The organism is Streptomyces sp. NPDC001502 (genome assembly GCF_042894785.1).
Taxonomy (GTDB): Bacteria; Actinomycetota; Actinomycetes; order Streptomycetales; family Streptomycetaceae; genus Streptomyces; species Streptomyces kutzneri.
Genome location: NZ_JBIAVW010000027.1, coordinates 100021 through 111874, shown reverse-complemented (window position 1 = coordinate 111874; position 11854 = coordinate 100021). Strand labels below are relative to the sequence as shown.

Here is an 11854-nt window from a genome sequence, read left to right as displayed (position 1 = left end):
CTACGACCTCACCCTCCTGAACAAGGTGCTCAAGGCCGCCGGCAAGCCCGAGGTCTCCGACGCCGGCCTCGGCGCCAAGTAACCCCGCAATCCAGGATCGAGGTCGCGGATCTGCAACGAGCCGTCCGCGGAGTCGGTCCAGACCCACGGCGACGGTGTCAGGCTGCCGCTTCGGGGCTTGCCGCATCGAGGACCGGCCGCGGGAGGCCCTGCTGACGCAGGGCCGGACCGCGCGTCGCGGTCCGGCCCTGCCCCGTGCGGTGCCGCCTTGCGGCGGCGGTGCGTCAGCTCTGTGCGGTGTCGTCGCCCGCCTGCCCGGCACCCTCGGCGGCGCCCGCCTTCTCGCGCATCTTGCGCACCAGCTCCGCCTTCTGGTCGGCCGCGCCCCGGCGGTCGAGATTGCGGTGCGGACCGTTGTTCTGCCGTTCGGCGCGGGACAGCCTCTTGCGCTGGCCGCCGCCCTGGCCCACGGGGTTGTTGATGTTCTTGCTCACGGTCACGGGTTCTCCCGGTAATGATGTGAAGTGATCTACGGATTCATCGGTGGGGGACGGGCAGTGACGTCGAAGGACGTCAGCAGGGGCCCATCACGCCCTCACTCGTAAATCGGCCTCTGGAAGAACATGACAAAGACGGTACCCGGTTCCGTCGGCCCCTCGCACCAACCCTTTCGCCGCCCCGGCATCGGCCGGGCCCTCAGCACGAGGTCCGTGCGTGCATACGGGCACTGATCAGCACGGGACGGGAGACCGGGTCGTTGCCCTGTACGTCTGCCAGGATCCACACGTGGGTGCCCTCCGCACCGGCAGGGCCTGCGGCCAGGTCGACCACCCGGTTGGCAACGAACTTCGCCAGTTGCTCGGCCCCGTCCTGGGTGGTGAGGTCGTGGCGGAAGAGGAAGCCGTCCATCGAACCGCGGTTTCCGGCAACCAGCACGGTGGTCGTATCCAGCCGAGTGGCGGCACGGCCGTCTTGTACCTCCGCCTTGATCCAGTCCGCTTCGGAAGTGACCGGGTCCTTGACGAGGTCGAGCAGGGTGCTGTGCCCCGTACCGGAGAGGAAGAACCGGCCAGGCGACAGGGGCACCGCATGGGAGCCGGCCGGGAACGGAACCTCGAAGCGCTCCTCGTCACCGACCTGCTCTCCCACTCGGACCAGAGTGATCGATCCGGAGTCCGCGGCCCCGAGCTGGTTGTACACCCACAGCGTTCCGTCGGCGGCGGCTTCCAGGCTGGCGTAGCCTCCGAAGCCCCCTGCGAGGACGGACAAGTCCTTCTCTTGCGGGTCCCAACGCACCAGCGCGTTTCCGCACAGGACGCTGAGCGTGCCGTCGGCGCCGCGGACGGCACGACCTGTGGTGCCCGGCAGAGGCAGGGCCCAGCGGGTGGCACAGGTGGCAGGGTCGAAGCCGACGACACCGTACGGCGTGGTGACGAGCAGTTCCCCGGCGTCGGCGCAGAGCGAGAGCGCGAGCGCGGGGCAATCCGGCGCCCATGTGCCGATGAACGCCTCGGAAGCCGTGACGCCCGATGCGGTGTCCACGATCACCTTCCAGGGCGGCGGCGTGTCACTCGTGGGCCGCAGTACGGGAGCCGGACCGATTTCCGTCGCCTCGGGGATGAGCACGTCCGTGAGAGGCACGAGGTGACGGCCGCGGGCCGCCTGCGCCGTGTGGATTCGCTGAAGCAGGTCCTGCGGGCTCAGAAGTCCCGCGAGCACGGCCTCGAAGTGTTCCCGTCGGAGCCCGACGACCCCACGGCGCTCGAAGGCCTCAAGCCCGTGCTTCGTGTAGCCGGACATCGACAAGAGGATGCCTCGGGTACCGGCGGGACGATCGTCAAGACGGCGGGACAGTTTCTCTAGTGGATCGGCGTTGATCCGATTCCGTTCCCACTTCGCCTCAAGGATGTAGTCGGCTCCACCCTCCGTGAAGACGACATCGATCTCGTCCCGCCCCCGCAAACCGCGGACGTTCGCCTTGGCATCGAGTCCGAAGGCGCGAAGCACCTCCGCGATCAGATCGTTGAACTGCTGCCCCCGCCGCTGGGCCGCAGCGCGAGGCAGGTCGCGGAGCGCCCGGTAGGTCCGCTGGAGTTCACGCAGCCGGATGGTGGTCGCGGGATTCAGGATCACTCGGTCATCCTGTCGTACGGACGGAAGCCGCTGCCGCCACTTCGCCATAGCAGAGCCGAAGTTCCATCCTGCCGCCGTCCAGCGGGTTCATCCCTGACGGGGACGGCCGGTGTGGGAGATGATGGCGCCGGGTAGGGCGGGATCATGCCCGACATCCCCCTGGCCGAAGAGGCACTGCGAAGGGTGCTGACCGTCGTCGACCGGACGGCGGAGCTGGCGACAGCGCTGGCCACCACCCTTCGGATGCGCCCGGATCACGCCGCAGCCCGCACGGCGGCGATACCGCTCGGAGTCGATGTACTGGCCTTCGGACATACGGAGTTCGAAGCGGTGGCCCGTCATCTGGAACTGCTGGACCAGCTGATCACGGCCGTCCCGCCGGACGCCGACGGGATGCGGTGGCGCTACCTGGACGACGCCGTTCTGTTCCGTTGCGAGGCGGAAGCGAGTACGCCGTTCGACGAGTTCACCGCGCGCGTCGACATCAGCCGGGTGATCGGTCTGACCAGCGGCTACCTCGCAGGTTGCACGGAGGTCCTGGCGCGCGACGAGACCGGAAGGCCGATCCGGCAGGTCGAGCGCAGCATCAGCCGGGCCCAGCCCTCCTACCTCGCGCTGGCCGGCGCCGATGTACTCGACGTCTGCAAGCTGGAGACCATCGACTACGGCCCGGACGAACAGGTGCTGCGCTGGCGGCAGGTCCACAGTGCGAACGGCTCCGCGGTTCAGGACGACGGCTCGGTGTTCTTCGCCCGGACCCCGGGCGGCGGCACCCGAGTGACCATCTGCGCCCATCAGCAATTCGCCCTCCCCCCGTTGTGGCGGGCGATCACCCCCGTACTGTGGCCCGCCGTCCGGCGCGCTCTGGTGGAGGACGCCTACCGCACGTCCTTCCACATCACCCTGCGCACCATCTCCGCACGCGGGCAGGGCGGCGCCGAACCGGTCGACGAGACGGCCGGTGCCACCTCCTCGCGCTGGGACACCGTCTCCCGCGTGGCCGAGCCGTTGACCCTGCCGGCCGGGGCGGCCCCGTGGAAGCCGACGCGGCCCGAGTGCACCGACAGCTCCGGATTCCGCCACTTCAGGCCCGAGAGGCAGCCTCTTTGACGCCGCCCGCAGGCTCGCCGCACAAGTACCCGTACGCCTTCCACATCGCCCTCGACGGCAACGGCCTCAACGGACTCGAAGGCCGGGCCGGCATCTGCGTCTTCCGCTACGACCCGGTCACCGGCAGGTACGCGTACAAGATCGACTACTACGACGGCATCGCCGGCGGCCATGCCGTCAGCGTCAGCCCGGACCGCGCCCTCGGATTCCTCGGCAACACCGGCCAGCACCTGCTCTTCTACGACACCGCGACCCTCGACGAGACCGACCGGCTGTCCACCCTGCGGATCGAACCCACCGACTCGTCCGTCAAGGGCACCACGCACATCGCCTGGCTGGGTGACCGGGAGATCGTCGGCGCGATCGGCGAGCACCTGTGGCGGTTCGACATCGACAGGCTCGATGCTCCCGAACGCCTGGGCCCGCACAGCCTGAAACTGCCCCACGCCATGAAGACCACGGCGTCGGGCCGTTACCTCGTCTACGGCGGCATGGACCACCCCGGGCGCGGCGAGGCCCGTGAGGTCGGCATCTTCGACCTGCACACCGGTACGGTCCGCCGCATCGACCTACCCGCCACCTGCTGGCACGTGGCCGTCCACCCCCGAGAGGACCGGTTCTACGCCCTCTCCTTCCGCGTCCTGCCCCAGGAAGGGCACGACTGGCACGAATGGGCCATGGCCTACCTCAAGGAGTACGTCTTCGAGATCGACGCCGAGCAGGGGCGGGTCCTGCGCCACTGGACGGCCCCGCGGGAGACCCCGGCGCACATCAACTCGGACGTCTGCGTCTCCGATCGTGAGCTGATCTACTGCAACGGCGGCAGCGGCACCATCGTCATGATCGACCTGGTCGACTTCGCCACCCATCGGATCATCGATGAGCGTCCCGGCCTGCCCGAACAGCTGCTCGCCGGACGGCAGTCACTCCACCAGGTGACGGACGCCTTCACGCGCGGCTCGCCGGCCGCGAGCAGCAGGCACTTCCTCGCCGCTCTGCGGGTCTCGCGCGGAACCCTGCTCGATTCGGTCTACGCCTGTCAGCTCTCCGCCGACCAGACCCTGCTGTTCACCGCCAACCGGGGGCTCAACACCATCACCATCTACGACTATCCCGCCAACACGGTCCGCCAGCGGGTGCGCATGCCACAACTGCGGCAGTACGTCGACGGGCTCCCCTGGTGGCACGACCCTCGGCTCGGCTTCCACCACAGCACACTGATCTCCCCGCCGTGAGCTTCCGGGCGCCTTCCGTGGCCGGCGACGGCCCCCGGATCCAGAAGGCCGGATCTCACAGCACGAGCTCCTCGGCCGTGGCGCCCCGCGCCCGGCCGACCCGATGACCGGATCTGAGACGACCCCGACATTGCGGACGCCAGGGCAGGGGGCGAGGATCGGTACATGCCCGCACCCCACCGCGTCGTCATCCCGGAAGCGGCATGACGGTCACCCTGCTCACCATCGCGATCGTCGTGGCCGCCTTGGTGATCAGGACCGCGGTCGCGGAGCTCCGTGTGCCCGGGAGCGGACGAAGGCAGTGGGTCTTCCTGACCGACCGACGCGCATGGGCGATCGGAACCGCCACAGCCGCGGTGCTCGGCATCTTCGGGTGGGCCACAGCGGGCCCCACCGCTGCGGTCTGGGCAGTCGTCGCAGGTCTCCTCGTCGCCTCGCTCACCCGTGCCGGAGACGGGGAAGACTGAACGGCGGGCTCCCGACGTGTGCGCGCAGCACATCGTCGCCCCGTGGGCGGATGAACGTCCCTCCGGCCGCTCAGTCGCTCCAGCTCGCCCGTCGCAGGGTCTCGGCGATCTCCGACGGGTCGGGGGCGGCGTCCGCGGGGTCGTCGGGCCACTGCCGGACGACGGCCTCGGCCCACTCGGCCCAGGTGGCGACGAGTCGGTAGTAGTCGGTGAGGAAGCGGCCGACGAGTAGGGTCTGGGCGGCCCGCTCCTGGAACGGGGCCCGGCCGGCGAGATGGGCGTGTGCCACCGCCACATTGCCCTGGTTTCGCTCTTCGGCCCAGGCCCGGGCAGCCTGGAGGGTGGCCAGGGTGTCGGCGCTGGTTCCGGAATCGGCGAAGAACACCTTCAGCAGCTGTTCGGACTCCAGTACCGGCCCGGCACTCGGTCGGGGCAGCCAGTCGGCCAGCGCCCGCCGCCCTTCGGCGGTGATGGTGTAGACGGTGCGCGGCCGCCGCCCGACCGCCTCCTTCGTCGCCTCGGCCAGGCCGTGGCGGACCAGCTTCTTCGGCTCCTCGTAGAGCTTGCTCTGGGCTCGGGGCCAGATGCGGCCCAGGCTGCGGTCCATCTGCTGTGCGAGCTCGTAGGTACTCCAAGGGCGGACCGAGAGCAGGCCGAGGATCGCGTAGGAGGTGGTGGTGAGCGCCGGGTCCATTGACATCGCCACCCTCGGGGTGTAATCCGGTAAATAGTCCCTTTGGGACTATTTTGGAAGTATAGGTGGTGGTCGCCATGGTCAGCACTCTTCAGGTCGCTCCCTCCAACGCCGAGCAGGCGCGTGCCTGGGACGGACAGGAAGGCGCGTACTGGGCGGAGCACGCCGACCGGTTCGACCGCGCGCTGGGCCCCTATCGCACGCGCCTCCTCGCCGCGGCCGGCGTATCCGCCGCCGACCATGTGATGGACATCGGCTGCGGCACCGGCGAGACCACCCGCGACGTCGCGGGGCAGGCGAGCAGCGGCCTTGCGCTGGGCGTGGACCTGTCGGCCGCGATGCTGCGGGTCGCCCGGCGGCGAGCGGCGGACGAGGGGCTGCACAACGCCGACTTCGTGCAGGCGGACGCCCAGGTCCATGCCTTCTCCCCCGCATCGTTCGACGTGGCCGTCAGCCGCACCGGGACGATGTTCTTCGCCGACCCGGTCGCCGCGTTCCGCAACATCGGCGGGGCGCTGCGCGCGGGCGGACGCCTCGTGCAGCTGGTCTGGCAACCGCCGACGGGCAACGAGTGGCTCCTCTCCTTCGCCCGGGCCCTGGCCGCCGGACGACCGTTGCCCACGCCCCCGCCCGACGCTCCCGGGCCGTTCTCGATGGCCGACCCCACGCGCGTACGGACCGTTCTCAGCTCCGCGGGCTTCACGGAGATCCTGCTGGAGCCGCACAGCGAGGCGATGTGGTTCGGTGAGGACGCGGCCGACGCGGAGCGGTTCGTACTCGGCCTGCACGGCTGGATGCTCGACGGCCTCGATGCCGAAGGCCGGCGTCGTGCTGTCGACGACTTGCGAACCACCCTCGCCGCCCACGAGACCGACGACGGCGTCCTCTACGCCTCGGCAACCTGGATCATCCGGGCGACCCGCCCCTGACGAACCCGTCGATCATCCGGCGGCACGAGAGGGGCAGCACCCGGCGCGGCAGGCATCCGGTGGGCGCGCCACTGCATCCGTCTTCATGACCCGGCCGGCACGCGGATCGGCGGCGGAGAACTACCAGGCCGCCGGCAAGAGGAGCGTCGGGACGTGGGGTGACCGGCCTGTATCCCGGAGCGCGGACGGACGGCGTCACACGTACAGGGTCAGGACCCCCACCAGTCCGGCAGCGGCAGCGACCGCCAAGCCCAGCTGCGTCAGCGAGATGCCGGAGCCCGTCCGCACGTCCGGAACGTCGGGAGCCGTCGGCGGGCTCTCGGCCGGCGGGATCTCGTGATGCGTGGGAACGCCCCGGTGCCAGAACAGGCAGATCCGCTTCCAGCGTTCCCGCTCCGCGTCCGGACCGGGGCGCCGCTCCTCGCCGAGCGCCTCCAGGAGATCGCCGCGGTGCAGATCGAAGGCCACCCGAACATGCTGCCCGTACACCAGCGCGGCGTTCAGAGCGCCTCGGTAGGACGCCCAGGCCAGCAGGACGCCGCCCCACAGGCAGCACAGCAGCAGGGCGGGCGGGCCGCCCCGGGCCGCCACACAGCCGGCCCCGAGTGCGGCGAAGGCACAGGAGAGGACGGCCCGTACCAGGAGCGCGGACAGCTCCGCCCGCGCCGTCGCCAGTGCTCCGAGCAACCCGCCCGGGAGCAGTGGGAACAGACGGGGCCAGACGAGTACGGCATCGATGCCGTAGCGCAGCTGCGGGTACAGCTCGGCGGCCTTGAGGATGTTCCCCAGGCGGGTCGGCCTCACCTCGTGCGGTCGTGATCTCGGCGGGTAGAGGTGCTGCGCCGATCCGTCGGCGCACCTCAGCAGCCGCAGCCGGTGACAGCGGCGTCCGAACCGGCCGAGCGACTGGTCCGCGATCCGGCCCCAGTACCCTTCCGCGCACCGCAGCAGGGCGGACTGGGCCGAGTCCAAGAGCGTGGAGACGAGCAGGACGGCGGTCAGGAAACCTCCCACCAGCAGTGCCTTGACCTCGACGGGTTGGGATTTCCAGGTACGCAGAACGGCGCCGGGCGGCTGCTCTGCGGCGACCAGCGCGACGATACCCAGCAGGGAGCAGAAGACCAGGCTGGGCAGCAGCACGACGCGGACGAATCGACGGCCCGCGAACTGGGCTGCCTCGCCCAGCGTCGTCGTGAACATCGCTCACTGCGCCCTGATGGCCAGCGGATGCGGCGCGGCCTCCGGCACCGGGCCGGGACAGACCGGTGGGAAGTCGGGGTCGTACGCGGTCAGGGTGGTGAGGCGGCCGCAGTGGCAGACGACCCGTGCGACGGGGGTGGCGTAGGTGCCGGCGAGAACGGCGTCCGACGGCGACGGGGTGTCGCTGCGCAGCGTGCCGCGAGCCGAGAGGGTGACCAGGTACGAGGAGACGGTGTGCCGTTCGAGCACGCCCAGGGTGCGACCGCGGTCCTGGACCAGCGCACCGTACGGGTTGAGGGCCAGCAGGTCGAGCGCACCGCCGGTGCACAACGCCGACACGGTCATCGGTGCGGGCAGGAGCACGGCGGGCGGAAGGCCGGCGTCCGCGTCGTCGAGCCTGCCCAGTGCGGTGGGCCGGCCCTCCTCGTCCACCGTCATGACGTAGCCGCTGCCCGCCACCGCTTCGGACAACGGGGTGACGGGAGCCAGGGTCAGTTCGCCGAGTGTCATCGCCAATCTCCTACCAGGGTGAACGGGGCCCAGAAGAACGGGGAAGCGAAGGCGGGCAGCGAGTAGTCGGAACTCAGACGGCCGTGCTGGAACCGGACCTGCCGCTTCAAGTCGGTCAGGGCACGGTGTTCCCCGGTGCCGTGGCCGGTGTCCGGCAGCAGTCTCGCGATCTCCGTCAAGGCCCCTGCCGTGTCACCGGCCCGCAGACGCAGTTGGGCGAGGTCGTGCCCCAGCCGCACAGCGACCGGCTGGTTCTCCGGCAGGTTCCGGAGCCGCTCGCACTGCGCGACGGCGTCGCGGAAGCTCATTCTGCGCACACCGCTCCGTGCCGCGGACAGGGCCGCCCCGACGGGGCGGCCCTGTCCGAGCTCCCGGTAGAAGCCGGCCATCAGCAATGCGGTGGAGACGTCGTTGACCGCCCACTGGCTGGCGATCACCGCCCTGGCCCCGGCGTGCAGCAGTGCCCTGGTGAGGCCGATCAGCTCGTTGCCCCTGCGGTATTGCTGGCCCCCGGTCTCGCATCCACTCACGACGACCAGGGAGCTGTCGAGCCGTACGGGGAGGAAGTCCTCGACGGTCAGCCGCCCGTCGGCCAGCCGGACCGCCGAACCGGAGGGCTGTGCCCGGTCGAAGCCGTAGTGGCAGGCGAGGTGGAGTACGTCGTACCGCTGCGCGCCGAGTCTCTCCAGGAGCCGGCGGCGTGTCGCGGAACGGCCGGTGTGCACCTCGGCCTGGGGCAGGAGGGCTTCGACGAGATGGGCTTCGGCCCGAGCGTGCGGCAGGTCGCCGTCCGGGTCGGCCATGATCAGCGCCCGCCGGACGCCCGATTCCCGGTCCCGGTCCCGGCCGAGCCGATGCCGCAGCAGTGAGGCACTGGGGGTGACACAGAGCGGATTGCGCTCGCCGAGCGGGACTCCGTCCACCTCCACCGCGTGCAGCGGCAGACCGTGCAGGGGCCCGTCCGGCACCAGCCACAGGGTCTCTCCAGGTGCGCAGTGCTCGGCCACCGCCCGCAGCAGGGGCTGCAGCGGAGCCCCCCAACGGGCCGGACCGTCCGGTGCGGGCAGAGGGAGCAGGTCCGGGTCCTCGTCCAGCGGCACTGCGAAGACGGCCGGTGCCGGCCGGTCGGCGCGCACCACCAGCGCCAGCATCCGCGAGCCGCGGCGGACGAGTTCACAGAGCACTACGCCCGGCGGCAGCACCGCGCGCAGTTCCCGGAAGGTGGCCGGTGCACCACGCCGGTGTCTGACGTAGGCCGCGCCGAGCGGCCCGGACGCCTCCAGTTCCACCCAGACCGCTTCGCGGGCCGCGCGGTAGCGTCGCTGATGGGCGGGGTGGATGTCCATGTGCGCGGAGGCGGGCCGGCCGGGACGCGGGAGGACTCCGTCTCGGACTCGTCCTTGCTCCATCCCGCGTTCCCGGTCGTGCAACCTTGCGAGTTGCTGCGGGAGTTCAGGTGAGACGGCGGAGCCGAACACCTCCAGCAGCAGTCGGGACCGGCTGCGTTCGGCCAGCTCGACGGCGTCGGCCGGGGTGAGGTGGGAAGCCCGCCCGTCGACGATGAGCTCGATCAGCTGCGCGCAGGAGGGGGTGAGGTCCAGGTCGATCCGGGTGTCGCCGTCACTGACGCGTTCCCGCAGCCGCTCGACGATGTCCACGATGGCCAGGAGCTCGGCGGTGAGGTCCGCCCAGCGGCGCTCCGTCTCGGCGAGCCGCGCCAGCAGCCGACGGGCCTCCGCCTCCTGCGGCAGGTCGCCGACGGAGCGGGCGACGGTGGCCACGTCTTCGGCGATGCCCCGCGCGGCGGGGGATCCGCTCTCCTCGCCCTCCCGCGCGCGCTGCAGCGCCTGACGCAGGTCATGGGCGGCGGGCATCTCGTAACGATCAAGGAACGTGCTGTACATGCTGCGCGCCCGGGCCTGGGCGGGAAGACTCGGACCGAGCGTGTCGGCGATGCCGGCGAAGCGCTGCTCGACCAACCGCACGAACGCGATCTCCTGATGAAAGTGGCTGCCGAACGGCAGCCAGGTCGGCAGCTCGTCGAACAGTCCTTTGGCGGACCGCAGTGCGAGCGGCATCATGCGGGCGGCGGCCGGGCCCGCGGCCCTGTCGCCTGCCGCCGCCTTCAGCACCAGGGCCAGACAGGCCACCGCCCTGGGCAGATCCGGCTGGTTGGCGACCTGTTCCAGCTCGCTTCGGGCTTCCTCCGGGCGTTGCAGGTCGAAGAGCAGCACGTCGGCGGCAAGACAACGGGCGGATGCCGCATTGCCGTCGAGGCCGGCGGCGGCATACAGCTCGGCGGCGTGCAGGCGGTTGCGGAGTGCGTAGTCGAACTCCCCTGCGGCGCGGCTCGCTTCCGCCCGGGCCATCGCGGTCATCGCCGTGACGATCCGCGCGGTGGACCACAGTTCCCGGTGACGGGTGGAATCCAGTCCGATGTGCTGGTGGCACAGCCAGCGCAGCGACTCGGCGGCGGCCTCGGCGGCGCTGATCCACGGCTCCCCCTCCGAGGCGGGCACGGCACTCACGGGCCGCCAGACCATCGGCACCACGGCGTATGCCGCGCGGGAGGACAGCAGTTCACGGTGGCGCAGCCACAGTTCCCACAGCGCAAGGTCGGGCTGGTGCGGTGGCCGTGTCGTCGTTTCCCACCACCGCTCGTGCATGATCGCGTAGAGGCCGAGGGGAAACCGGTCGCGGGCGATCCGCGTCGTGATGAGTGCGACCGCCGCATCCGCGCGCAGGGCCCAGTCGCCGGTCCGCAACGCGATGAAGGCGAAGCCGATCTCCAGGACGGTCATGACCGTTGCCGCGGGCAGGAGCGCGCCGGCATCCGGCTGAACCACGGCGATCAGCGTCGGAATCCAGCCGTAGCAGAACCAGGTCCGGGGGCGGCCGAAGCACCGTACCCAGAGTGACGACACTCCCCCTACCTGCGGCCACGTGCGGAACTCGCGCAGGCAGCCGAGGAGGGTGACCGCGGCGGCCGCCGCCGCCCACAGAACCACCTCCCCCACGGAGGGATCCGCTCCGCCCGGCGGTAGCAGCGTCGCCAGTCCTGTCCCCGCCAACAGCAACACGGCCTCGGTGCGGCACTGTTGGCGCCTCGTAGCCCGGCTGATCGCACGCATGCGCCGTTCACCGGTCACCGCGCGCACCAGGATGAGCACGGCGAGGAGCAACCGCAGGGCGTCGGGGGCCGACTCCAGGCCCGACCCACCCCACTGCCGGACCACGATCAGCAGCGGTACGGCGGCCGCGGCCAGCCGGGCCGCGCGCCACCCGCGATCGTGCAGTGCGGTGGGTCGGGCCTGGATGTCCTCGTAGCGCCATGGCCGGTCCCGGCTGCGCAGCCGCATGGTACGAATCCTTCGCATGGAAGTGGATCGACAACCAGGTTGGTGCTGTGACCGGGAAGGTTTGCCGGGTTGCGGCGTCCGGTGCACGGGGTCTCCCCAGGCCCGCAGGGCCTGGGGGAAACATCGCAAGGCGGAGGGCCGCGGCTCCTACGGGACGTACTTGCGCGGTCCGGCAACCTGGGGGTCCCCCGGACGGAGTCTGGGGGATGAGGTGCCG

Annotated in this window: 10 protein-coding genes; 4 read left to right on the top strand and 6 right to left on the bottom strand. The window is 70.9% G+C overall.

What is annotated here, in order from left to right:
* Nucleotides 1-284: 284 nt before the first annotated feature.
* Both ACFY0D_RS34460 and ACFY0D_RS34455 read right to left on the bottom strand, forming a co-directional pair.
* Nucleotides 285-500, bottom strand: coding sequence for a DUF6243 family protein (locus ACFY0D_RS34460; protein ID WP_382546418.1), 216 nt, complete (start codon nucleotides 498-500; stop codon nucleotides 285-287).
* Between the two features lie 196 nt (nucleotides 501-696).
* Complete coding sequence (locus ACFY0D_RS34455) at nucleotides 697-2133, bottom strand: restriction endonuclease (RefSeq protein WP_390801847.1); 1437 nt, start codon at nucleotides 2131-2133, stop codon at nucleotides 697-699.
* A gap of 144 nt (nucleotides 2134-2277) precedes the next feature.
* Here ACFY0D_RS34455 and ACFY0D_RS34450 point away from each other — a divergent pair, with 144 nt between their 5' ends.
* From ACFY0D_RS34450 to ACFY0D_RS34440, 3 genes are all read left to right on the top strand, one after another.
* The gene (locus tag ACFY0D_RS34450) at nucleotides 2278-3243 is read left to right on the top strand and encodes a hypothetical protein (RefSeq protein ID WP_390801846.1); all 966 of its coding nucleotides are present in this window, start codon (nucleotides 2278-2280) and stop codon (nucleotides 3241-3243) included.
* A complete protein-coding gene (locus ACFY0D_RS34445) occupies nucleotides 3240-4478 on the top strand; it encodes a YncE family protein (protein WP_390801845.1) in 1239 nt (412 codons plus the stop codon). The genes ACFY0D_RS34450 and ACFY0D_RS34445 overlap by 4 nt, the downstream gene beginning before the upstream one ends.
* 203 nt (nucleotides 4479-4681) lie before the next feature.
* The gene (locus ACFY0D_RS34440; protein ID WP_390801844.1) at nucleotides 4682-4945 is read left to right on the top strand and encodes a hypothetical protein; all 264 of its coding nucleotides are present in this window, start codon (nucleotides 4682-4684) and stop codon (nucleotides 4943-4945) included.
* Nucleotides 4946-5015: 70 nt separating this feature from the next.
* Here ACFY0D_RS34440 and ACFY0D_RS34435 read toward each other — a convergent pair whose 3' ends face one another.
* The gene (locus ACFY0D_RS34435; RefSeq protein ID WP_390801855.1) at nucleotides 5016-5645 is read right to left on the bottom strand and encodes a helix-turn-helix transcriptional regulator; all 630 of its coding nucleotides are present in this window, start codon (nucleotides 5643-5645) and stop codon (nucleotides 5016-5018) included.
* Nucleotides 5646-5716: 71 nt separating this feature from the next.
* On the opposite strand from ACFY0D_RS34435, the gene ACFY0D_RS34430 reads away from it, so the two are divergent.
* On the top strand, nucleotides 5717-6568 hold the full coding sequence (locus ACFY0D_RS34430; RefSeq protein ID WP_390801843.1) for a class I SAM-dependent methyltransferase: 852 nt from the start codon (nucleotides 5717-5719) through the stop codon (nucleotides 6566-6568).
* Between the two features lie 195 nt (nucleotides 6569-6763).
* Here ACFY0D_RS34430 and ACFY0D_RS34425 read toward each other — a convergent pair whose 3' ends face one another.
* From ACFY0D_RS34425 to ACFY0D_RS34415, 3 genes are read right to left on the bottom strand one after another with little or no spacing between them, the layout of a single operon-like run.
* Nucleotides 6764-7768 carry a hypothetical protein gene (locus ACFY0D_RS34425; protein WP_390801842.1) on the bottom strand — a complete coding sequence of 335 codons (1005 nt, stop codon included), beginning with the start codon at nucleotides 7766-7768 and terminating at the stop codon, nucleotides 6764-6766.
* Between the two features lie 3 nt (nucleotides 7769-7771).
* Nucleotides 7772-8278 carry a hypothetical protein gene (locus tag ACFY0D_RS34420; RefSeq protein WP_390801841.1) on the bottom strand — a complete coding sequence of 169 codons (507 nt, stop codon included), beginning with the start codon at nucleotides 8276-8278 and terminating at the stop codon, nucleotides 7772-7774.
* Complete coding sequence (locus ACFY0D_RS34415; RefSeq protein WP_390801840.1) at nucleotides 8275-11637, bottom strand: CHAT domain-containing protein; 3363 nt, start codon at nucleotides 11635-11637, stop codon at nucleotides 8275-8277. Before ACFY0D_RS34415 ends, ACFY0D_RS34420 begins: the two co-directional genes overlap by 4 nt.
* Between the last annotated feature and the right edge of the window lie 217 nt (nucleotides 11638-11854).